This is a genomic window from Micromonospora sp. NPDC049204 (genome assembly GCF_040647935.1).
In the GTDB taxonomy this organism is placed as follows: Bacteria; Actinomycetota; Actinomycetes; order Mycobacteriales; family Micromonosporaceae; genus Micromonospora.
In genome coordinates this window covers 35,755-55,601 of record NZ_JBEZDC010000023.1, presented here as the reverse complement: position 1 = coordinate 55,601, position 19,847 = coordinate 35,755, and the positions used below count along the sequence as shown (strand labels likewise).

Below are 19,847 nucleotides of genomic sequence, written 5' to 3'. Positions count from 1 at the left end.
AGGGGTGGTGCGGATAATCTCCGGCATGTCTGCTGGTGCGAGTCGTGTCGACGATGCTGCCGACGCGGGGCAGCTGACAGCCGCCGCCGGTCGAACCCCGGTGGCGGCGGGCACTACTCAGGCGTGGCGGGTGGTCGTTGGGTTCGGTGTGGTGAGCCTGGCCGCGGACATGGTGTACGAGGGTGCCCGCTCCATCTACGGGCCGCTGCTGGCCTCGTTGGGTGCGTCGGCTGTCGTCGTCGGCCTGGTCACGGGCGCTGGGGAGGCGGCGGCGTTGCTGCTGCGTCTGGTGTTTGGGCCATTGGCGGACCGGACCCGCCGGTACTGGACCTTGACGATCGTGGGGTACGCGCTGACCGCGGTCTGCGTACCGCTGCTTGCGGTGACCCCGATTCTGGGCGGTGCCGGCCTGGCGGTGGCGGCGGTGCTGATCCTCGCCGAACGGCTCGGTAAGGCCATCCGCAGTCCGGCCAAGTCGGCGCTGCTCGCTGATGCCGCGGGCCGGGTCGGGATGGGCCGCGGGCTGGGCGTGCACAAGGCCCTCGACCAGATCGGCGCGTTCGCCGGTCCGCTGCTGGTCGCCGCGGTCGTCGCGGTGACCGCCGGTGCGCTGTGGCCGGGGCTGGCGGTGCTGACCGTGCCGGCCGTGGTGGCGATGCTCCTGCTGACCAGGCTTCGGGTGCGGGCTCGTGCCTCTCCCGAAGAGCGCGACACCGGCATTGGGCCAGGGGTCGCGGCGAAGACCGGTCGGGCATCGCTGCCGGGTAGGTTCCACTGGTTTTCCGCGGCGATGGCGGTGTGCACCGCGGGTCTGGTGACTTTCGGGCTGATCGGTTTCCATCTGGTGCGCGCGGGCGTGGTCGCGACCGCGGCGGTACCGCTGATGTACGCGATGGCGATGGCCACCGGTGGGCTCGCCGCGCTGCTGACCGGGGTGCTCTACGACAGGGTCGGCCCGTGGGTTCTGGTGGTGCTACCCGCCATGATTGCCGTCGTGCCGCCGCTGGCGTTTGGTGGCGGCCTGCCGGCGGCGGTGGTCGGGGTCGTGGTCTGGGGTGCTGCTGTCGGGTTGCAGGATTCCACCGTCAAGGCCATGGTCGCCGATCTCGTGCCACGGGAGCGGCGGGCCACCGCGTACGGCATCTTCGCCGCTGTGCAAGGTGTCGGAGCTTTGGCCGGCGGTGCCGCGGCGGGGTTGCTCTACGACCGCTCGGTGCCAAGCCTGACCGTCGCCGTGGCGGTTGCCCAGGCCGTTGCCCTGCTCATGCTTCTCGGCGTGCTGGCCCGAACCCGCCAGCACCGACGCGACCCAGCCTGAGTCCCGGCCAGGGACTGCTCGTGCGCCAGTCTCAGGAAACTGGCAGCAAGTCGGTACAGCCGTCTCTGTATCGTCCGGATCGGACTGCGCCGCCTGTGCGGGCGGGCTGATCACGATGTCCACGCGGCGAACGAGGGACGGCAAAATGACGAGGAACACGCGCCTGACCTTGGCGTTGATCGCAGTGGTGGTGCTCGTGGTCGGCGGTCTGCTGGCCGTCAACCGTCCCGACCAGTCACCTGCTGCGACCACCGACGCGGGCGCGATCGAGTCGACAGTGCTGGTGCGCGAGGACAGCCATCGACTGTCCACCGCAGCGGACGGCAAGGTGACTCTGGTGGAGTTCCTCGACTTCGAGTGCGAGTCTTGCGCCGCGGCGTACCCGGCGGTCAAGCAGATCCTGGCCACCTATCAGGACCGCATCACCGTCGTGGTCCGGTACTTCCCGATCCCGAGCCACCCGAACGCGGATCTGGCCGCCCGGGCCGCTCAGGCCGCCGCCAACCAGGGCCGTTTCTCCGACATGTACGTCCAGTTGTTCGAGAACCAGACCAGTTGGGGTCACAAGGAGCAGGCACAGACGGAGGTGTTCCTCGGCTACGCCCGTACCCTCGGCCTGGACATGCCGCGCTTCCAGCGTGATCTCGACGACCCCGCCACTGCCGCGCGGGTCAGCAAGGACAAGACCGACGGCGAATCCGCCGGCGTGCAGGGCACTCCGACGTTCTTCCTCAACGGCCGGCGACTGACCGACCTGCGCGGCCAGGACGACCTGGTCGCCGCCATCGACGCCGCGCTGGCCGGATGAGCGCCACCACCGTCGAATCGACCGCCGACCCGACCTCACCCGAGCAGGGGTTTCTGTCCCGGGCCACCGCCTGGATCTGCGCCGTCGGTGGCCTTGTCGGGATGCTCGCCGCCGTGATCCTCACCGTCGAGAAAATCAACCTGCTCGCTGATCCCGACTACGTGCCGAGCTGCAGCATCAACCCCATCTTGTCCTGCGGCTCGGTCATGACCACACCCCAGGCCGAGGCGTTCGGGATCCCCAACCCGCTGATCGGCATCGCGGGGTTCGCCGCGGTCACCACGATCGGCGTCGTCCTGCTGGCCGGGGTGCGACTGCCCGGCTGGCTCTGGCTGGGACTACAGGCCGGCGCCACGTTCGGGGTGGTCTTCGTGCACTGGCTGATTTACCAAAGCCTCTACGTCATCGGCGCTCTGTGCCCGTACTGCATGCTGGTCTGGGCCGTCACCATCCCGATCTTCCTCTACGTCACCCTGCGCGATCACGGGGCCTCGCTTTCCGGGCCCGTGCAGCGGGTCGCCGCCGCTGCCGCCAGCTACCACAGCCTCATCCTCACCGCCTGGTACGCGGTCATCCTGATCGCGATCCTGAACCGCTTCTGGGACTACTGGATCACGCTGGTCTAGCCCGGCGACTGCACCTGGGCTCGCCGTACGGCAGCGGCGTTGGCCCAAGGAAGCTCTCGCGTCCGCAGGTCCGCTCAGTGGTCGTCGGTGGTGCAGCACCCGTCGGCGCATCCGTCGGCGTCGGAGTCGGGGGAGCGCACGGCGGCGCCGGGGGCGCAGCAGGTGTCGCCCCGCCAGGCTTCGCGGCCTTCCTTGACCGCGACCGCGGCGATGACCAACGCCGCAGCGGGGTCGGCCCACCACCAGCCGAACAGCGAGTTGACCGCCAACCCGACCAGCAGCACCGCCGAGAGGTACGTGCACAGCAGGGTCTGCTTGGAGTCCGCGACGGCCGACGCCGACCCGAGTTCGCGTCCCGCACGGCGTTGCGCGGCTGACAGGACCGGCATTACCGCCAGGGACACCGCAGCCAGGACCAGACCGATCGTGGAGTGCTCCGCACGGTCCGCGCCGACGAGCGCGCGCACCGACTCCACGGACACGTACGCGGCGAGCGCGAAGAACGACAGCGCGATGACCCGCAGCGCGGCGCGTTCCCGGCGTTCGTGGTCAGGGCCGGAGAACTGCCAGGCCACGGCGGCGGCGGAGGCCACCTCGATGACGGAGTCGAGCCCGAACCCGATCAGCGCGGTCGAGGAGGCCATCCTCCCGGCGCTGATGGCGATGACCGCCTCGATCACGTTGTAGGTGATTGTCGCGGCGACGAACAGGCGCACCCGCCGGATCAGGATCGACCGGCGGGCCGGTGACGGGCTGAGCGACATCAGCGGAAGTGGCGCGTTCATCAGCAGCACCCTTCGGGCTCAGCGGCCGGGCAGGCGGCCGGATCGACCGCCAGGACCAGACCGAGGAGGTCTCCGAGGGCGTGCGCGAGGCGCGCGTCGGCCAGTTCGTAGCGGCTACGGCGGCCCTCTGGCACCGCGACGACGAGGCCGCAGCCCCGCAGGCACGCCAGGTGGTTGGACAGGTTCTGCCGGCTCGTGCCCAACCGGTCGGCGAGGTCCGCCGGGTAGCCGGGCCCCTCGCGCAGCGCGAGCAGGAGTCGGGCGCGAACCGGGTCGGACAGGGCGTGACCGAAGCGGGCCAGGACCTGGCCGTGCGTGAGCGTCTCCACCTGCCGACGGTACATCGGCCGGTGAATAAACGCGAGACTGAACCAATCTGCAGGGAAGCCTTGACGGGGTCAGGGCCCCCGACCGAGGTGATGGACACGTGTTCTGCCTGTTACACCTGAACGTGAAGAGCAATGTGCCGACGCGGGATACCAACTCAAACCACAACGTGGGGTACTTGAGTATGAAGCGCCGCATCGTTCGACCACTGGCCGCTGGTGCCGTCGCCGTCATGGTGGCGGGCGGTGGCTGGCTGGCCCTTGACTCGCTGCGGGCGGGCGAGACGCACTCGGTGGACTCCTCCTATGCCTTCGACGTTAGCGACAAGGCGAAAGTTGCCGGGTTCGCCGACTACGTCATCGTCGGGACCATCAAGGGTGTGGCGGACGTGCAGGACAGAGACGGCCCGCCCTACACAGTCTTCGACGTCACCGTGGACCAGACCCTGAAGGGCGCCAGCCGGTCAAGGCGCTGCGCGTCGTGCAGTTAGGTGGGACGCTCGGCAAGGACAGCTGGCAGGTGCGCGGCGAGCCGCTGCTGCGCCTCGGAGTTACCTACGTGCTGGCGGCGAAGACTGAGCAGGCGGGTGGGACGCATCAACTGGTGGGCGGCGCTGACTCGCCGGTCGTCGACCGCGCTGCGGCGCCTCGGATCCGGTGATCCAGTGGCAGGGCGGTGTCGCCCGCCAGCGGTGGCCCGAGGAGCTTACGAAGAGCCCCTGAACCGCCTGCTTCGCATGAAGATCAGCACGTCCTGGCCCTGGTCGCGGGTGTCCGGATCGATCGTGTCCGCGTCTGTGGCCTGCTGTCCTCAACGACGGCAGGCCGCAGCCGAGTCGCGGCGCACGGCCTGGTTCCGATCAGTGTGGTGAAGAGGCCGGAAGTGAGAGCCCTTGGAACAGCTGCGTCCTCCTCGACGGGGCGACTCCCTCACGTGGCGTCGGGCCGTGGTTGTTCGCCGCCAGTCGTCCCGCGTCACACCGCAGTTGATCAGCGCAGGTATGTTGGTGATCGGCAGCTGCGCAGACCTCGGGCAGCGGTGGGCGTCGCTTCCTGTGGCTCACGGTCCGCTCCGCACTCAGCGCCGGGCCTGCATGGCGTCGATGGTGAGTTCGACGAGGTGCTCGGCAGCGGCGTCTGCTGAGAGGGCGTTCAGGGCGAAGGCGGCGAGCTCGTCGGGTGCGATGTCGGCGCGGATTGTTCTGGCCTGGGCGGCGTCGGCTATCAGGGTGCTGAGGAAGGCGCGCAGCTGCTGGTGTGCGGCGGCCACCTGTTCGCTGCGGTGCAGTTCCGCCCCCAGCTCGCCGCCTCGGGAGTGGCCCGACATTCGCGCGTAGGCATGCAGCACGGCGCGCAATCGTGCGCTCGGCTCGGCAGCGTCGTCGCGGATCTCCATTAGGTGCGCGAGGTGCTGGCGGACGTGGCGTTCGTGCCAGGCGCGTAGGACCGCATCGATGTCAGGGAAGTACTTGTACAGGGTGGCGCGTCCGATACCAGTGGTCTCGGCGATGCGGGACATGGTGAGCGCGGTCAGCCCGTGCTCGGCGATCAGTGCCGCGGCGGCGTCCAGGGCGGCGTCGCGCACCGCGGCGCGGTGCGCCTCGATCGTGTCGGTCCACAGCTTGGGCACCCTCTTACTATACGCATTGGCGCTACCGTGACATGCTGTCTGCTGAGCGAGACACAATGTCTTGAAAAAGATGGCCGACATGGTTCGGCTCCGAAAGACGGGAGAGGCCAATGGCGGACAGGGCGAAGGGCGGCGGTAGTGCGCCCGGCGCGCCGCGATGGGTCATGGTGCTCGCAGTGGTGGGGCTGGTTCTGTTGGCCCTGTTCGTGATCGCGCAGCTCACGGGCGTGGGTGGGCACCATGGTCCGGGCCGACACCTGCCTGGCGGCATGCCGGCGCCCTCCGGGCGGACGGCGGGCAGGTGGTGACGGTGCGCTCGGGTGCGCGTAAGGCGGCGCTGACGGTGCATGTGACGACGTCGGTGGGCTGGCTCGGCGCGGTCGTGGGGTTCCTCGTTGTCGCGGCCGTCGCGGTTCGCAGCCGTGACGCCGTGCTGGTGCGGGCCTGCTATCTCACGTTGGATCTGGTGGCGCGGTTCGCGGTGGTGCCGTTCGCGGTGGCGTCCGTGCTCAGTGGGGTGGTGTCGTCGTGGGTTAGTCCGTGGGGTCCGCTGCGGCACTGGTGGGTGCTGGTGAAGCTTGTCCTCACGCTCGCCGCGACGGGAGTGTTGCTCCTGCAGGTGGCGCCGATCAGCGCGCTGGCTGCCGCCGCCGGGAACTCCAGCTTCCCGGTCGGATCGCTGCAGGCGGGCGGCGTAGCCTTGGTGGTGCACGCCGCCGGTGGGCTGCTGGTGTTGCTGGCAGTGACGGTGCTGGCCGTTTACAAGCCGCGCGGGATAACCCGCTACGGCGTGCGCCAGCGTGGCGCGGTGCCGGCATCCCGCTGACCTGCCGGTGCCGACACGCGCAGATCTGGTCGCCGCTCCCGGGCGACGTTCCACCCCGTGCGCATCGCATGACTCGTGATCGCGCTGACGCGTGTGCGCCCCGTCCCCCGATTGCTCTGGCGGCGCCCCGGCTGCGAGGCGACGCCACCCGTCGCACACGGCCGGCGGCGACGCATAGGCCGTGTCGCACCAACGCTGTTGGTCGGCGATCACGTCTGGCGCGATGTCGGCCGCTGCTCCTTTAGTGGCGAAGTGACCAACTGCCGTCTCCTGTCCTGCGTCGCTGACAAATGCTGGGTCACGTGGGTGACGTGCGGAACATCGACACACCTGGACGGCTATACCCCCCGGGGGTATCTTGAGGGTGAGGAGGCGATGAGGATGTCGCACGACGAGCACCACCAGATGCAAACCCCCGGTGAGACCGTGGACCGACACGGCGGCCACGATGATCACCGAAGAAGCCGAGAGGGTCTGGGCGGGCAGCCTGTTCACTCCAGCACCCACGACGGCCATGCCGGGCACGCCGGTACTGCCGGGCGCGGCGGGCATGACAAGCACGCCGGGCACGACCCGGAGCTGTTCCGCCGTAAGTTCTGGCTGAGCCTGGTTCTGACGGTGCCGATCGTGGTGACCAGTCACATGGTGATGGACTGGTTCGGCTATCGGCTGGACTTCCCGGGCGTCGATTGGGTAGGCCCGGTGCTGGGCACGGTGGTGTTCGTCTACGGCGGGTGGCCGTTCCTGCAGGGCGCGGTGCGGGAGGTCCGTGACCGGGTGCCGGGGATGATGCTGCTGATCGCGATGGCCATCACCGTCGCGTACGTGGCCTCGGCGGCGACCGCGTTGGGCGTGTTCGACCTGGACTTCTGGTGGGAGCTGGCGGCTCTGGTCACGATCATGCTGCTCGGGCACTGGCAGGAGATGAAGGCCATCGGTCAGGCCCAGGGCGCCCTGTCGGCCCTGGCCGCGCTGTTGCCCGACGACGCTGAACGCCTCGGCGGTGACGGGCAGCCCGAACGGGTGCGGGTCAGCGACCTGGGCGTCGGCGACGTGGTCCTGGTGCGCCCCGGTGGGCGGGTGCCGGCCGACGGGCGCATCACCGACGGCCGCGCGGAGTTGGACGAGTCGATGATCACTGGTGAGTCCCGGCCGGTCGGCCGCGAGCGCGGCGACCGGGTGGTGGCGGGCACGGTGGCCACCGACGCGGCCATCCGGGTGCGCGTCGAAGCTGTCGGTGAGGACACCGCTCTGGCCGGCATCCAACGCCTGGTCGCGCAGGCCCAGCAGTCCAGCGGCAGGGCGCAGGTCCTCGCTGACCGGTTCGCGGCCTGGCTGTTCTACATCGCCACCGTCACCGCCGCCGCGACGCTGCTGATCTGGACACTGATCGGCAACCTCGACGAGGCCGTCGTCCGCACCGTCACGGTGTTGGTGATCGCCTGCCCGCACGCGCTGGGCCTGGCCATCCCGCTGGTGATCGCCCTGTCGACCGCCGTGGCCGCGAAGGGCGGCATCCTGGTCAAGGACCGCCTCGCCCTGGAGCGGATGCGCACCATCGACACGGTGCTGTTCGACAAAACCGGAACCCTGACCCGCGGCGCGCACGTCGTCGCCGGTGTCGCCGCCACCGGCGGCGTCAGCGAGACGGACGTGCTGGCCGTCGCGGCGGCGGTGGAGGCCGACAGCGAACACCCCCTCGCACGGGCCATCGTCACCGCCGCCGCCCAACAGGGCGCCCGGCGCACCGCGACCGGGTTCCGGTCGCTGACCGGTCGCGGGGTCCGCGCCGATGTCGACGGTGTCAGTTACGCCGTCGGCGGGCCCGCCCTGCTGCGCGAATTCGACGCCACCGTGCCAACCGACCTCGACGAGCACCGGGCCGAGTGGTCCCGGCGGGGAGCGGCGGTGCTGCACCTGCTGCGCCTCGACGGCGAACAGGCAACCGTCATCGGCGCCCTCGCCCTGGAAGACCAGATCCGCCCCGAGGCGCGCCAAGCCATCGCCGACCTCCGCCAACAGGGCATCCGCAAGATCGTGATGATTACCGGGGACGCGCGGCCGGTGGCCGAGGCGGTCGCCGCCGACCTGGGCTTCCGGCCCGGTGAGGACGAGGTGTTCGCCGAGGTGTTGCCCGCCGACAAGGACGAGGCGGTCGGCGAGCTGCAACGCCGGGGCCTTCGGGTGGCGATGGTCGGTGACGGCGTGAACGACGCTCCCGCGCTGGCCCGCGCCGACGTCGGCATCGCCATCGGCGCCGGCACCGACGTCGCGATCGAATCGGCGGGCGTCGTGCTCGCCTCCTCCGACCCGCGTGGGGTCACCGGAGTCATCCGGCTCTCGCGTGCCTCCTACCGCAAGATGATCCAGAATCTGGCCTGGGCCGCCGGCTACAACGTCGTCGCCCTGCCCGTGGCGGCCGGTGCTCTGGCCTGGGCCGGAGTGAGCCTGAGCCCCGCGGTCGCCGCGGTGCTGATGTCCGTCTCCACCATCGTGGTCGCGCTCAACGCCCAACTGCTGCGCCGCGTGCAGCTACGCCAACCGGACGATTCAGGCCTGGATCGCGGGTTCGCCCCGAAGGACCCGGCGCCGGCCCGCTAGCGTGAAGCGCATGACACCGCCAGCGGCACGAACCGGGCTCCTCGTCCGGTTCGTGCTGCTGGCCTGCACCCTTGTCGGGCTGGCCGCCATGCACAGCCTCGGCCACGACCCCGTCATGTCGATGCGATCCGCCGCCGGGCACGCCGATCACGCCGCCGGGCAGCCGGCTCCGTCCGCGGCCCACGGTTGCGGCAGCGACAACTGCGATCACCTATCGGCTTCCCCGCTTGGCCACGGCACTGGGCACCTGCCCGGTTGGCAGGTGTGCCTGGCCCTCGTGGCGGCCGTCGGCCTCGCGGTGGCCCTCGGCGCACTCCTGCTCGCCCGCACGAGTCACGCCCGCCTACGGCAGCGCCCCCGCCGGCGTGCCGCGAGTTCCCGGGCGCCACCGGCGCCCCGCATCGGATTGCACCTGAGCTCGGTGTCGGTGCTGCGCGTATAGGCGTTGCGACCTGCGGCGGGACACGTCCCGCCGGCTCGCACGCACCTGTTCCCGCAGTTTCCTCGACATCGAAAGGCATCCTGCGATGACTCGCACCCGCCTGCGCCGCGCCTTCCTGAGCGCGGCCAGTCTCACCACCGCCGTCGTGCTCGCCGGCTGCGGCACCGACCAGCATGGCTCCGCCGCCGGGGGCCACAACAGCGACAGCATGGCCAGCCCGACGCTCAGCGCTGCCCCGAGCAGCCCTGGCGCTGCCAACGCCGCCGACGTCTCGTTCGCCCAGGCGATGATCCCGCATCATCAGCAGGCCGTGCAGATGGCCGACCTCGCTGTCACCCGCGCCACCGACTCGGACGTCAAGCAACTTGCCACCCAGATCAAGGCCGCCCAAGGGCCAGAGATCACCACCATGACCCGGTGGCTGGCCGCCTGGGGCACACCGGCGCCAACGGCCACCGCCTCCGGCGCGCATCACGGTGAGAGCGCCAACGCCTCACCCGGCACGGACCATGGCATGGCGGGCATGATGACCGACGCCGACATGACCGCCCTCGGCGCCGCGACCGGCGCGGACTTCGACCGGCAGTTCCTCACGATGATGATCGCCCACCACCGGGGTGCCATCAGCATGGCCAGAAACGAGATCAGCAACGGCGCCAACACCGACGCCAAAGCCCTCGCCCAGCAGATCGCCGACGACCAGCAGGCCGAGATCGACACCATGAAGAGGATCCTCGCCCGCCTCTGAGCGCCGCAGTGTGTGCCCGGGCGTTCTCGACGCCCGGGCACACCGTGTCATCTGGCCAATCCCCGCGAGCCAGGCCCAAGGCCGGCAACGGCGCTCGACTCGACCGCGGCACTCGCTCAACCGTCCCCGGAGCACTGCTTGATGCTCTACCGCCCGCCGGGACGATTCGCGGGCGCCAGACTCTGGTGTTCGCGGGGAGCGGCCTGTGCCCGGCCGCCGCGATACTGCGTCGACTCGGCCCGCTGGTCAGTTGCGGGGCCAGACCCGCACGGGCACGCGGGGAAATGCCGCCGTCAGGAACTGTTCGGTGACGCGGTCGCGCAGGAGGCAGTCCGGCCAGGCGTCCAGCACGTCGGGCAGAGTGCGGTGCCCGAGGGCCAGGTGAAGCAGACCGCCGGGTGGGATGGCGGCGTGGGTCTTGGGGTCGGTGGCGGGACTGATGGTGCCGCGCAGGGCCGTCACCGCGCTCAGCTCGCCGTCGGTGAACTCCAGCCGGGCGGCTCGGCCGTAGGTGTCGATGGTCAAGGCCGGCTCGTGCCACCGCAGGTCGGCGGTGCGCCAGCGCTGCCGCAGCAGCGGCAGCAGCCGGGCGAGCAGGTCGACCGGGTCGCCGGTGCGCACGTACCAGCCCCTGGGTCGCCTCGGCACACCGGGTGGGCCGAGTCGGGCCAGGGGGTGCTCAGGGTCGAGGATGGGGCGGACCGCGGTGAACGGCTGACCGGCCGATGCCTCGTACTGCCGGCCGACGTGGCCCAGGTGTGCGTGCATCACGGCGGCGGCCCGCATCCAGTCGGCCGGTCGCGTACACGCGGCCGCGACCACTATCAGCTCGCCAGCGGCGGAGAGCCGGACACCATGGACCAGGTATCCCCGCACGTCGGCGCCGTGCACCAGGACGGCCACAACGCGCCGGGCGATATCCGCCGCACGGCGCCCGGCGATCTCGTACCGCCACACCACCGCATCCCTCGGGCAGACCAGGGCATCGCCATCGGCGAGGCGTCGGTCGATGTCGGCGAGGGCGTCCGCGTCGGCGACGGTGGCCGGGCGCACCGTCATACCGCCGGTACAGCCGTCCGACCGGTCCTGCGCGGCACCCGGCAGCACGGCGGAGGGCACCGAGCCGGCCCCGTCGTTGGCCAGGGCGTAGTCGTAGCCGAGCCGCCGGTAGAAGTACGGGATTCCCTCGATCACCTGAATCGGCACACCGTCGAGGGCGTATCGCTGGTGCAGCGAGGCGAACAGGTGCTCGGTGAGCCGGTTGCCGCGGTGCTCCGGCGCCGTACCGACCAACTCGACCTGGGCTACCGGCAGCTGGACCCCGGCCAGGCTCCAGTTCTGCCGCAGCCCGACCAGGCTGGCGACCGGGCGGCCGGTGGCGGTGTCCTCGGCGACCAGGAAGTCGTCGGGCACGACCGAGGGATGACCGTCCAACAGGTCTTCGACCCAGGCGGCGATGCCGGGGTGTGGCTGCCCGCCGGTCGCCGCCTGAAGCTGGACCGATGCGTGCAGGCGAGCGAGCATGGGGGCGTCGGAGGATCGGCCCGGCCGGACCCGGTAACGGCCGTTTTCCCGTGTCATACCTTGCCTCCTAGCGGCTGCTCCTGACCATCGGGCCAGGGTCCTCTGCGTCTGGGCTCGGCGTCAGCGCGCCCGCCGCCGCGGGTGAGCAGAGCGGCAAGCCAGCTGGCTGGTGTCGACCGGCTCCAGCAGCCCGTCGCCGGCGGGCCCCCGTCGGCTGTTTACCGGGAGCGGGAACTCGGTGTGATGGCCAACGCGGCGACGGCAGTCACGATGGCGACGATCGCGGCGGTGGTGAAGCCGCGCGAGAAGCCGCCGGTGCCGGTGCCGGCGATGCTGACGGCGGCCACGCTCGAGACGACGGCTGCGCCGACGGAGGCCCCGAATTCGTGGAACGTGCTGACGATTCCCGAGGCCAGACCTGCCTCGTGGGCCGCGACCTGCCCCAGCGCGGTGGCGGCCGACACCACAAAAAGCGCTCCGGTACCGGCCGCCGCGACCGCCATACCGGCCACCATCGGGACGGCGCCGGTCCAGATCGCCGGGACAGCCAGGCCGGCGGCGGCAACGGTCAGCCCGGCCACCGCCAGGGTGCGGGCTCCGGTGCGGCCGATGACGCGTCCGGCCACCTGTGCGCCGAGCATGGTGGACAGCGCGCTGGGCAGGAAGAGCAGGCCGGTGGTCAGCGCGCCATAGCCGTAATGCTGCTGCAGCGCGAACGTGCCGAGGAAGAACATCATGATCATGATTGCGGTGGCGACGAGGATCAGCAGGCTGCCGGTCGCCACGGGCCTGCGGGCCAGGAGCCGTACGTCCATCAGTGGGCTGGCGGCGAGGCGCTGGCGGGCCACGAAAGCGGTGTAGACAAGCGCCGACACCAGGAGCAGGAGCGCGGTGGTCCAGGTGGCCCAGCCGTGCTCTCCCGCCCTGATCAGCGCGTAGATCAAGGTCGCGGTCGCGGTTGTGGCCAGGGCGGCGCCGGCAACGTCGAGCGTGGAGTGCGGTGCGGATGCGCGCTGCGCTGGTAGGTGCGAGCGCAGCGTGAACAGCAGCACCACCGCGACGGGGACGTTGATGAAGAAGATCCACGCCCAGCCCGGTCCGGCGGTGAGGAGCCCGCCGAGCAGGACGCCGAGTGCGGCGCCGCTGCCGCCCAGCGCGGACCAGATGCCGAGCGCCCGGTTGCGCTCGTCGCCGTCGAAAATGGTGACGATGAGCGAGAGGGCCGCCGGGGACAGCATGGCGGCGGCCAGTCCCTGGGCTACTCGGCCGGTGAGGAGCATGGGTCCGGAGGTAGCCAGTCCGGCGGTCAGGGAGGCGAGGGCGAACAGCAGCAGACCGGTCAGGATGAGCCGGCGGGGGCCGAACAGGTCGGCGGCGCGGCCGCCGAGCAGCAGCAGTCCACCGAACGCGAGGGTGTAGCCGCTGACCACCCAGGTGAGGGTTTCGCGCCGCAGGTCAAGGTCTGCGCCCATGTGTGGCAGGGCGATCGCGACGACGGTGACGTCGAGGATGAGCATGAGCTGCGCGATACCGACCATCCCGAGGATGCGCCAGCGTCGGGGATCCGGGCTGCGGGTCGGTTGGGTTGTCAGGGTGGCTGCGGGCGTGGATTCGGACACGGTGGCGCCTCCGGAGTTAAGTTGTACAAGCTGTGTTCAACTTGCGTCCGGTACTGTAACTCATACACACACTGTTTGACTTAAGGACGTCGCATGCCCCGCTCCGACACCACGCCGGCCCGTCGGGCGGACGCACGGCAGAACGCCGAGAAGATCGTGCAAGCGGCCGTCGCCTGCCTGGGGCGTAACCCGCAGGCGAGCATGAACGACATCGCTCAGGAGGCGGGCGTCGGCAGGGTCACCCTGTATGGACACTTCCCGTCCCGGGAGGCGCTCATCGAGGCGGCATTGGTTCGACTGTTGGCCCGAGGCGACGAGGTGTTGGAAACCGTCTATCTCGGTGGTGATCCCCGCGACGGGCTGAGGGCGCTCATGGAGTCCGGATGGCTGCTGATCGCCCAGGCGTCGTCGGTCCTGCAAGCCGCGGAGCAGGCCCTGTCCCCAGGGCGGGTGCAGGAGCTGCACGCGAAACCGGAGCAACGCGTTCATGGCCTGATCCGTCGAGGTCAGGCCGAAGGCGTGTTCCGGGCCGACATCGCCGCCGACCTGCTGGCCAGCGTCCTGCATCACATCGTGCACGGGGCGGCAGGAGACGTCGCAGCAGGACGGCTCGATCCGGCCGATGCTCCGCGTGTCGTTGCCGAGATGGCTCTGGCCGTCTGCGTGCTCCCGCCGGCCCGGGGTGGGTCGCCGGTCGACCGATGAGTCGGCCGCCGCTGCTGTTGGGCTTCGCGGCCGGCGTGCTCGTCCGCACCGACGCCGCGCCGATCAGAGCGCCTGGGGCGGTGTCCTGCCTCCGGTGTAGCGGGGTCCGCATGGACTGCCGCGCTACCGCCCGTGTCGCGTCCTCGCCGGGACGCTGTCGCAACTACTGCTGGCTGGCGCTCTTCCCAGCCGTCACTGCCACCTTCTCGCCGCACACCAAGCGCTGAAGTGGTTGTGCCATCGAACTAACTGGTTGTATTGTCGAACCATGCAGGGTGAGGAGGTGGACGCGGCGCAGGAAGCCCTGATGCGTTTCATCCGCAACTTCGGACTCCATCAGCCCGACCGCACGCCATGCGGACAGCCACTGCCGGTCTCCGAGGCCCACGCCATGGTGGAAATCGCCCGCCAGACAGGCATCCGTCAGACGGAACTGGCCCGCCGGCTGCGGCTGGAGAAAAGCACCGTCAGCCGCCTGGTCACCAACCTGGTCAACCGGGGTTGGGTACACCGCGAGACGGCCGACAATGACGGCCGCGGCGTCGTGCTGCTTCTCACGGAGGCCGGAACCACCGCCGCTGCTCAGCAGGCCGACGCCCGCCGGCACCGGCTCACGACCCTGCTTGCTCGCGTACCCGATGACCAACACGCCACCGTGGTGCGCGCGTTGCAAACCCTCGCGGAGGCCGCCAATGAACCGCCCTGACCGCCATTCCCGAACCCGGACCCTGCTCATGGTCGCCGCCACCGCCACCATCACGCTGAGCAGCGGATGCGCCGACGACTCGACACCGACACCGGTAACGTCCAGCCGGCAGGCCGAGGTGGCCGAGCGGGGCGCAAAAGTCATGCCGTTCGACCTGGAACGCACCACGCACCAGTTCACCAAGAGCGGTAGCGGCGGCGTCCAAACCGTGACCGCCGACGACCCGCAGAACGCCAACCAGGTCGCCCTCATCCAGCAGCACCTGCACGAGGAGACCTCCCGCTTCCGTCGCGGCGACTTCACCGACCCGGCCACGATCCACGGCAACCAGATGCCCGGCCTGCAAGCGCTACGCGCACACGGCGGACGCATCACCATTGACTACGAAACCACCCCCGACGGGGGACACGTCACCTACACCACCAGTGACACCGACCTCCGCAACGCTCTGCACCACTGGTTCGACGCGCAAGTCAGCGACCATGGCGAGCACGCCACCCGCTGAACACCATAGAATGGCCCGGCCCTGAACCGGCCAGCCAGGCCGATCACGAACGCCCTACTCACCCTGAGTACCAATGCCGGACCGTGTCCGACGGCGCACGTCGTCGCTAGCGAGGTTCACCGCTCGGTTCCCGGCACCGCCTCTGCCATTACTAGGGCGACCTAGGCCGTTCACCTGGTGTCACGGGTATGTCCCGTCGGGCATTCTGTACCACATGCTCCTGGTTCTGGCCCAGCTGCCTGCGTCCTCGGATCCCGGCTGGACGCAGGGGGTACCCGTGGCGTCGGCGGCCGTGGCGCTGCTCGCGTTGCTGGTCGCACTGTCCAACCGCAACACCTCGCGGCGCGCCCTGGCGTTATCGATGCAGCAAGAGGAGCGCCGGGCGGCCCGACTGGATGTCACTCTTGCCAACTCGGCATCGTGGCGCCGTTCAGGTGCCTCACGCTGGGTCGGTTTCAATATCCTGGCAGTCAATCCGACCGATCGCGATGCGACTATCGTCGGCGCTGACCTACACATCGCCTATACGCTGCCCAGCGGGCAGACGATGACGGTCAAGGTCGGTCACCGGATTACCGGAGAGGGTTTCCGGGCAACGTGACCGCGCTGGACCTGCCTGTGCGTCTGGAGTCCAACGGCGCAGTTGCTGGGTGGCTGACCTTCGAGCTACCCGCCGGCCTGTTCCCAGACGGCTCCGGTATTCAGCGCTACGACACTGTCCTGCAGGACAGCCGGGGTATCGCCGTGACAGTCAGCGCATCAGTCCTGCCGGAGGTGGAGGATGATCAAACGTCGGATGGCCAAGAGGCCGACGAGACGAGCGGCAGATCCCGCTGACGTCGTGCCCGTCGTCGCGGACGGGTCGATTGCGGGTCCGGCCGCTGACGGCCGGCTGGTGCCGTTGATCATTATCGACACCACCAGCAGGCCTGACCTCGACGAGCTAGTCCGCCTGCACAGCCATCTTTCACCCGGCGACGTCACGTATCGGTGGGGACAGCCTGAGCGCAATGAGGACCTAGTCTCCCTGTCGCTGTGGTTCGTTCGCCCGATCGAGGCCCGCGCGGTACTGCTGTTCAGCATCGAACGCGAGGGCAACATCGTCGACAACGCCCTCAACAGCCGCGCCATTTACTTGCAGCCGGGCACGCAGGGTGACCGCCTGAAGCACGACCCACACCGGCCCAAGATCCTCATCGAGATTCCCGACGACGACTTCCGGGAACAGTGGGAGGATGTCGCGGTGCGGCGCCTAGCCAAGGTGATCCGCCGCAGGTCACCAATACCCCGGGGAGAGGCGCGCCGGCTGGCCGGACAGTGGCTGGCTCAGTCGCGTGAGATCAGCGGCTTCCGGCTGCCAAGGTGAGTCCCGGATGGGGCTTGGTTCAACTGCCCCAGCGGCCTCACCTGTTCGAGGCCGTTCCAGGCCTCTCTGCTCCGTTACAAGGACGGGCACCCTTTGCGACGAGAAGGGGTTTGAGCCCGACCGCCGTGCCGATCTCGCTCACGCTCGGCGGGCAGCCAAGGACTGACTGCTCCTAAGCTGAGGAACTCGTCGAGAATTTCCAGACCAACTCGGCTGACCGGCGCGGATTCGCGGTTCCGGGGGTTGCGTCTTACCGTCGGTACGAGTCGATGACTTCCTTCGCACGGAGCGCCGGGCGGCGAGGTCGCGCAGGGTCGGCGAGGCGAGGTAGAACCTGCCGCGGGTCTCGCCGTGCTGTTCGAGCACGTCCGCCCGGACGAGGGTTCGTAGGTCTCGGGTTGCTTGATCGTCGGTGAGGTTCTCGTCGCGCTGATAGACGGCGCGGCGTACTCGACCGCCGGTAGCCGCGAGGTGCAGGGCGCTGACGACCCGCTCGGGCAGTCGGTTGCGGCGGACCCAGGTGTTGAGCAGCCCCAGAGATGCGCGGCCTGATCGAGGCGTTGCCGGACCAGTTGGACCTGTTGGTGGTGCGCGCACAGGCAGAACCAGCGGCCCGGCCACTTGCTGAGATCATGGCGGAGCATCATGAAGTGCAGCGCGTTGAGCAACATGTGCTGCCAGGCGAACTCGCGTGAGCGGGCGAGTTGATGCACGTAGGTCACGGCGTCCCGGTAGCCGGTGATGACCTCCCAGGTTTGAGGGTTCGTCTCTACCGGTTCGTCTCCTGCGACGGCGGCGTCGTCCAGGGACACCTGGTAGCCCTCTATCGAATTCGAGCCCTGAATGACATGGGCGATCAGGGTGCGTCGGAGTTGTCCGGTCCAGCGGTGCGGCTCGGCGATCTGATACCGAAGGTTGTCCCGCATCGTGTCCAGTTCGCCGAGCACGCGCATGTCGTCGAAGGCGAGCGCGGGTGTCCGATACAACATGCGCTAATCCTGCAATGCTTCCTGCTAAATCCTGAAATGTTATCGGCATTAGCGCGCAGGTATCCACCAGGCGGACAGGCATTCGGCGCCCTTGGGTGACGATATGCCCCGTCCGCCAGCCCACGTCAGGCGTCGTCCTGGAAGAGGTGATGCAGGTAGCGCTGCGGGTTGGCCAGGAACGAGCGGGTCAGTAGTACCGGCTGCGCGTCGTCGTAGTCGACCTGACGGATAACGCCGTCAGGTTCGATTTGCAGGATCCGGGCGTGTGGGGCGGCGAGCAGGATGGGGGAGTGGGTGGCGATGACGAACTGCGCGCCGGCCTCGGTGAGGTCGTGGATGCGGGTGAGCAGCGCCAAACAGCCGTGTACGGACAGGGCTGCTTCCGGTTCGTCGAGCAGGTACAGGCCTTGGGGCTTGAACCGGTAGATGGTCAGGTCGAGGAACGACTCGCCGTGGGATCGTTCGTGCAGGCTGGTGCCGCCGTAGCCGTCGGCGACACCGAGGCGATCGATCTCGGTGGCCACGTTGTAGAACGACTCGGCCCGCAGGAAGAAGCCGGTGCTTGGCTTCCTGGTGCCGCGTACCAGTCGTAGGTGTTCACCAAGAGACGATTCGGTGGCGCGGGTGCTGAATCGGAAGTTGGTGGATCCGCCCTCGGGGTTGAACCCGGCCGCTACCGCGATCGCCTCGATGAGGGTCGACTTGCCAGTGCCGTTGTCTCCGGCCAGGAACGTCACGGCGGGGTCCAGCGTCAACCGACCGGCTGCCCGTAGGCCGGCGACGACGGGCAGCGTGAACGGATAGGTGGACCGATCAATGTAATCATCGGTGAGCTCCACCCAGCGCAGGAACCCGCCGCTGTCTCGACGCGAGTCCGACGCCTCGTCTGCACTGGCCATCAGGTGACCCTTTCGCGCCGCCGCCCTGTTTACCATCTCGACCGTGTTTGCCCAGGCCGGAAGATGTCCGACGGTACGCCTGCTGACTCGGGGTGCTGCTGTCCCCGTCCGCAGGTGAGACAGGTTCTCGTAGCTAGACGCCTCACGGTCTCGCCATCGAGGCTTGCGGTACTGTCCAACCTCCGTGGATACGATGGATCCGTTGGAGTCATCAATCTCGGGTCTACTCGCCTGGTCGATGGCAGCGATGACCACCAGCAACCGGCTTCTTGCTGGCGAGCAGACGCGAATCGACCGCTCGGCAGATGCGCTCCTACTCATGCTCAGCCTGCGCAACCTTGTACGCGCCGCCGACTGGGGTGCTAACACTGCGCGGGGCTCCGCGCAGGAAGCCGCGAGGCGGCAAGCCGTCGCTGAGTTTCAGCAGCAGTTGCCCAACGTTGTTGACGCGCGGGACGTGCTGGAACACTTCGACGACTATGCGACAGGCCGTGGTCGGCTTCAGCAGCGTGCCGTTCGTGAAGGGCAGGATGCGCCAACGTACTCGTTCGCGGTGGCGGTCGATGACCATGACGTCGTCATCGCCGTTGGCCCGTATCGGTTCGACGTTCGTTCGATTCGGGATGCTTGCCGAGAACTGACGATCACGATCCTGTCACTCGAAGAGCAGCTCGATACTGGCGAAACGCCAGCGGCGTTGGCCTAAATCAGGAAGAGCAGGGACGAGGCTGCAACTTCCGTCACCGGTCGCGGCAGCTGCTACTGGCCGTCCCGCACTGCCCCAGCCGTAGGCTGCCCGGATGAGCACGCAGCCGAACCCTGGCATGGCCGAATTCATCGCCTCGTTCGCCGCCGCGCGGCAACTGCTCAATCGGGCCCACCAGAGTGGCAGCCTGATCGAAGGCATGGTCCTCTACGTCTCGCTGATCGACGGGCTCCTGCGAACCGCGATCATCCTCGACAAGCAGCTCGCCGGTGACCCGGACGATCTCGACAAGTACGTGCAGCAGGTGCCCGGTGGGGCACGGTTCACCGAAAAGGCGATCTACGACGAAGCCCTGCGGCGTGGCCTCATCGACGCGACGCTGAAGGCAGAGGTCGTCGAGCTGTACGAGCACCGTAACGCCGTGGTGCACCGGTTCTTCCTGACCGGAGTGCGATACACCGACCTTGAACCGCACCTTGGTCGATGCGAGCTGGTCTTCCAGCAGACCTACGGCATCGTTGCGAAGCTGGAGGACCGGCAAGTACGCGAGGGCAAGGGTATGACCGTCGAGGGCAACGACCCCGAGGCCGTCGCCGTCTCCCTCGCCCACATCGCCGGCAAGCTCGGCTTCCCGGACGGGGGAGTGTAGGCAAGGACCATCGTGTGCAAAGTCGCCAAGGGATCGGGTAGTCACGCGGTTGTCCCGTCATGACACGCC

General features: G+C 69.1%; 24 protein-coding genes. 17 read left to right on the top strand and 7 right to left on the bottom strand.

The genetic code is table 11. The features are described from left to right. Positions 1-25: 25 nt before the first annotated feature. The 3 genes from AB0A90_RS31715 (at position 26) to AB0A90_RS31705 (ending at position 2,752) form a co-directional block, all read left to right on the top strand. Positions 26-1,318 carry an MFS transporter gene (locus tag AB0A90_RS31715; RefSeq protein WP_357255034.1) on the top strand — a complete coding sequence of 431 codons (1,293 nt, stop codon included), beginning with the start codon at positions 26-28 and terminating at the stop codon, positions 1,316-1,318. A 145-nt stretch (positions 1,319-1,463) separates the two neighbouring features. Next, a complete protein-coding gene (locus AB0A90_RS31710; RefSeq protein ID WP_357255032.1) occupies positions 1,464-2,126 on the top strand; it encodes a thioredoxin domain-containing protein in 663 nt (220 codons plus the stop codon). Continuing rightward, complete coding sequence (locus AB0A90_RS31705; protein WP_357255030.1) at positions 2,123-2,752, top strand: vitamin K epoxide reductase family protein; 630 nt, start codon at positions 2,123-2,125, stop codon at positions 2,750-2,752. The genes AB0A90_RS31710 and AB0A90_RS31705 overlap by 4 nt, the downstream gene beginning before the upstream one ends. Before the next feature lie 74 nt (positions 2,753-2,826). On the opposite strand, the gene AB0A90_RS31700 is transcribed toward AB0A90_RS31705, so the two are convergent. After that, the gene (locus AB0A90_RS31700) at positions 2,827-3,537 is read right to left on the bottom strand and encodes a cation transporter (RefSeq protein ID WP_357255028.1); all 711 of its coding nucleotides are present in this window, start codon (positions 3,535-3,537) and stop codon (positions 2,827-2,829) included. Continuing rightward, positions 3,537-3,881: a metalloregulator ArsR/SmtB family transcription factor gene (locus AB0A90_RS31695; RefSeq protein ID WP_357255026.1), complete on the bottom strand. Its 345-nt coding sequence runs from the start codon at positions 3,879-3,881 to the stop codon at positions 3,537-3,539. The genes AB0A90_RS31700 and AB0A90_RS31695 overlap by 1 nt, the downstream gene beginning before the upstream one ends. Before the next feature lie 83 nt (positions 3,882-3,964). Here AB0A90_RS31695 and AB0A90_RS31690 point away from each other — a divergent pair, with 83 nt between their 5' ends. Together AB0A90_RS31690 and AB0A90_RS31685 are read left to right on the top strand one after the other, a co-directional pair. Continuing rightward, positions 3,965-4,354: a hypothetical protein gene (locus AB0A90_RS31690; RefSeq protein WP_357255024.1), complete on the top strand. Its 390-nt coding sequence runs from the start codon at positions 3,965-3,967 to the stop codon at positions 4,352-4,354. Then, positions 4,345-4,524, top strand: coding sequence for a hypothetical protein (locus AB0A90_RS31685; protein WP_357255022.1), 180 nt, complete (start codon positions 4,345-4,347; stop codon positions 4,522-4,524). Before AB0A90_RS31690 ends, AB0A90_RS31685 begins: the two co-directional genes overlap by 10 nt. Before the next feature lie 417 nt (positions 4,525-4,941). Here AB0A90_RS31685 and AB0A90_RS31680 read toward each other — a convergent pair whose 3' ends face one another. Beyond that, positions 4,942-5,493: a TetR family transcriptional regulator gene (locus AB0A90_RS31680; protein WP_357255020.1), complete on the bottom strand. Its 552-nt coding sequence runs from the start codon at positions 5,491-5,493 to the stop codon at positions 4,942-4,944. Positions 5,494-5,803: 310 nt separating this feature from the next. Between AB0A90_RS31680 and AB0A90_RS31675 the strand changes: the two genes are divergently transcribed. The 4 genes from AB0A90_RS31675 to AB0A90_RS31660 all read left to right on the top strand — a co-directional run bounded on the left by AB0A90_RS31675 (position 5,804) and on the right by AB0A90_RS31660 (position 10,110). Continuing rightward, a complete protein-coding gene (locus AB0A90_RS31675; protein ID WP_357255018.1) occupies positions 5,804-6,319 on the top strand; it encodes a DUF2269 domain-containing protein in 516 nt (171 codons plus the stop codon). A 75-nt stretch (positions 6,320-6,394) separates the two neighbouring features. Beyond that, on the top strand, positions 6,395-8,920 hold the full coding sequence (locus AB0A90_RS31670; protein ID WP_357255016.1) for a heavy metal translocating P-type ATPase: 2,526 nt from the start codon (positions 6,395-6,397) through the stop codon (positions 8,918-8,920). A 10-nt stretch (positions 8,921-8,930) separates the two neighbouring features. Continuing rightward, positions 8,931-9,362, top strand: a complete 432-nt coding sequence (locus AB0A90_RS31665) for a DUF6153 family protein (protein WP_357255014.1) — start codon at positions 8,931-8,933, stop codon at positions 9,360-9,362. An 85-nt stretch (positions 9,363-9,447) separates the two neighbouring features. Further along, positions 9,448-10,110 carry a DUF305 domain-containing protein gene (locus tag AB0A90_RS31660; protein ID WP_357255012.1) on the top strand — a complete coding sequence of 221 codons (663 nt, stop codon included), beginning with the start codon at positions 9,448-9,450 and terminating at the stop codon, positions 10,108-10,110. Between the two features lie 246 nt (positions 10,111-10,356). On the opposite strand, the gene AB0A90_RS31655 is transcribed toward AB0A90_RS31660, so the two are convergent. Both AB0A90_RS31655 and AB0A90_RS31650 read right to left on the bottom strand, forming a co-directional pair. Beyond that, the gene (locus tag AB0A90_RS31655; protein WP_357255010.1) at positions 10,357-11,691 is read right to left on the bottom strand and encodes a GNAT family N-acetyltransferase; all 1,335 of its coding nucleotides are present in this window, start codon (positions 11,689-11,691) and stop codon (positions 10,357-10,359) included. 161 nt (positions 11,692-11,852) lie between these two features. Next, the gene (locus tag AB0A90_RS31650; RefSeq protein WP_357255009.1) at positions 11,853-13,253 is read right to left on the bottom strand and encodes an MFS transporter; all 1,401 of its coding nucleotides are present in this window, start codon (positions 13,251-13,253) and stop codon (positions 11,853-11,855) included. A gap of 93 nt (positions 13,254-13,346) precedes the next feature. Here AB0A90_RS31650 and AB0A90_RS31645 point away from each other — a divergent pair, with 93 nt between their 5' ends. The 6 genes from AB0A90_RS31645 to AB0A90_RS31620 all read left to right on the top strand — a co-directional run bounded on the left by AB0A90_RS31645 (position 13,347) and on the right by AB0A90_RS31620 (position 16,535). Beyond that, positions 13,347-13,958 carry a TetR/AcrR family transcriptional regulator gene (locus tag AB0A90_RS31645; protein ID WP_357255007.1) on the top strand — a complete coding sequence of 204 codons (612 nt, stop codon included), beginning with the start codon at positions 13,347-13,349 and terminating at the stop codon, positions 13,956-13,958. A 268-nt stretch (positions 13,959-14,226) separates the two neighbouring features. Next, entirely contained in the window at positions 14,227-14,664 is a 438-nt protein-coding gene (locus tag AB0A90_RS31640; protein WP_357255005.1) for a MarR family winged helix-turn-helix transcriptional regulator, read from the top strand. Next, positions 14,651-15,169 carry a hypothetical protein gene (locus AB0A90_RS31635; RefSeq protein ID WP_357255003.1) on the top strand — a complete coding sequence of 173 codons (519 nt, stop codon included), beginning with the start codon at positions 14,651-14,653 and terminating at the stop codon, positions 15,167-15,169. Before AB0A90_RS31640 ends, AB0A90_RS31635 begins: the two co-directional genes overlap by 14 nt. A gap of 214 nt (positions 15,170-15,383) precedes the next feature. After that, the gene (locus tag AB0A90_RS31630) at positions 15,384-15,770 is read left to right on the top strand and encodes a hypothetical protein (protein WP_357255001.1); all 387 of its coding nucleotides are present in this window, start codon (positions 15,384-15,386) and stop codon (positions 15,768-15,770) included. After that, complete coding sequence (locus AB0A90_RS31625) at positions 15,767-16,006, top strand: hypothetical protein (RefSeq protein ID WP_357255000.1); 240 nt, start codon at positions 15,767-15,769, stop codon at positions 16,004-16,006. Before AB0A90_RS31630 ends, AB0A90_RS31625 begins: the two co-directional genes overlap by 4 nt. Before the next feature lie 4 nt (positions 16,007-16,010). Beyond that, positions 16,011-16,535 carry a hypothetical protein gene (locus tag AB0A90_RS31620; RefSeq protein WP_357254999.1) on the top strand — a complete coding sequence of 175 codons (525 nt, stop codon included), beginning with the start codon at positions 16,011-16,013 and terminating at the stop codon, positions 16,533-16,535. Between the two features lie 74 nt (positions 16,536-16,609). Here the strand turns inward: AB0A90_RS31620 and AB0A90_RS31615 are convergent, their stop codons facing one another. Further along, positions 16,610-17,524, bottom strand: coding sequence for a hypothetical protein (locus AB0A90_RS31615; RefSeq protein ID WP_357254997.1), 915 nt, complete (start codon positions 17,522-17,524; stop codon positions 16,610-16,612). A 125-nt stretch (positions 17,525-17,649) separates the two neighbouring features. Beyond that, positions 17,650-18,423 (bottom strand): AAA family ATPase, encoded by a 774-nt coding sequence (locus tag AB0A90_RS31610; protein ID WP_357254995.1) that lies wholly within the window; start codon positions 18,421-18,423, stop codon positions 17,650-17,652. 247 nt (positions 18,424-18,670) lie between these two features. Between AB0A90_RS31610 and AB0A90_RS31605 the strand changes: the two genes are divergently transcribed. Both AB0A90_RS31605 and AB0A90_RS31600 read left to right on the top strand, forming a co-directional pair. Further along, complete coding sequence (locus AB0A90_RS31605) at positions 18,671-19,129, top strand: hypothetical protein (RefSeq protein WP_357254993.1); 459 nt, start codon at positions 18,671-18,673, stop codon at positions 19,127-19,129. 94 nt (positions 19,130-19,223) lie between these two features. Further along, positions 19,224-19,778, top strand: coding sequence for a hypothetical protein (locus AB0A90_RS31600; protein ID WP_357254991.1), 555 nt, complete (start codon positions 19,224-19,226; stop codon positions 19,776-19,778). Positions 19,779-19,847: the final 69 nt, after the last annotated feature.

What these genes read in the sequence shown, in the direction of transcription:
- AB0A90_RS31610 (WP_357254995.1), bottom strand. Translation starts at nt 18,423, where the DNA reads ATGGCCAGTGCAGACGAGGCGTCGGACTCGCGTCGAGACAGCGGCGGG.
- AB0A90_RS31695 (WP_357255026.1), bottom strand. Translation starts at nt 3,881, where the DNA reads ATGTACCGTCGGCAGGTGGAGACGCTCACGCACGGCCAGGTCCTGGCC.
- AB0A90_RS31615 (WP_357254997.1), bottom strand. Translation starts at nt 17,524, where the DNA reads ATGTTGTATCGGACACCCGCGCTCGCCTTCGACGACATGCGCGTGCTC.
- AB0A90_RS31705 (WP_357255030.1), top strand. Translation starts at nt 2,123, where the DNA reads ATGAGCGCCACCACCGTCGAATCGACCGCCGACCCGACCTCACCCGAG.
- AB0A90_RS31655 (WP_357255010.1), bottom strand. Translation starts at nt 11,691, where the DNA reads ATGACACGGGAAAACGGCCGTTACCGGGTCCGGCCGGGCCGATCCTCC.
- AB0A90_RS31630 (WP_357255001.1), top strand. Translation starts at nt 15,384, where the DNA reads ATGCTCCTGGTTCTGGCCCAGCTGCCTGCGTCCTCGGATCCCGGCTGG.
- AB0A90_RS31715 (WP_357255034.1), top strand. Translation starts at nt 26, where the DNA reads ATGTCTGCTGGTGCGAGTCGTGTCGACGATGCTGCCGACGCGGGGCAG.
- AB0A90_RS31665 (WP_357255014.1), top strand. Translation starts at nt 8,931, where the DNA reads ATGACACCGCCAGCGGCACGAACCGGGCTCCTCGTCCGGTTCGTGCTG.
- AB0A90_RS31635 (WP_357255003.1), top strand. Translation starts at nt 14,651, where the DNA reads ATGAACCGCCCTGACCGCCATTCCCGAACCCGGACCCTGCTCATGGTC.
- AB0A90_RS31645 (WP_357255007.1), top strand. Translation starts at nt 13,347, where the DNA reads ATGCCCCGCTCCGACACCACGCCGGCCCGTCGGGCGGACGCACGGCAG.
- AB0A90_RS31605 (WP_357254993.1), top strand. Translation starts at nt 18,671, where the DNA reads ATGACCACCAGCAACCGGCTTCTTGCTGGCGAGCAGACGCGAATCGAC.
- AB0A90_RS31700 (WP_357255028.1), bottom strand. Translation starts at nt 3,537, where the DNA reads ATGAACGCGCCACTTCCGCTGATGTCGCTCAGCCCGTCACCGGCCCGC.
- AB0A90_RS31600 (WP_357254991.1), top strand. Translation starts at nt 19,224, where the DNA reads ATGAGCACGCAGCCGAACCCTGGCATGGCCGAATTCATCGCCTCGTTC.
- AB0A90_RS31640 (WP_357255005.1), top strand. Translation starts at nt 14,227, where the DNA reads ATGCAGGGTGAGGAGGTGGACGCGGCGCAGGAAGCCCTGATGCGTTTC.
- AB0A90_RS31660 (WP_357255012.1), top strand. Translation starts at nt 9,448, where the DNA reads ATGACTCGCACCCGCCTGCGCCGCGCCTTCCTGAGCGCGGCCAGTCTC.
- AB0A90_RS31710 (WP_357255032.1), top strand. Translation starts at nt 1,464, where the DNA reads ATGACGAGGAACACGCGCCTGACCTTGGCGTTGATCGCAGTGGTGGTG.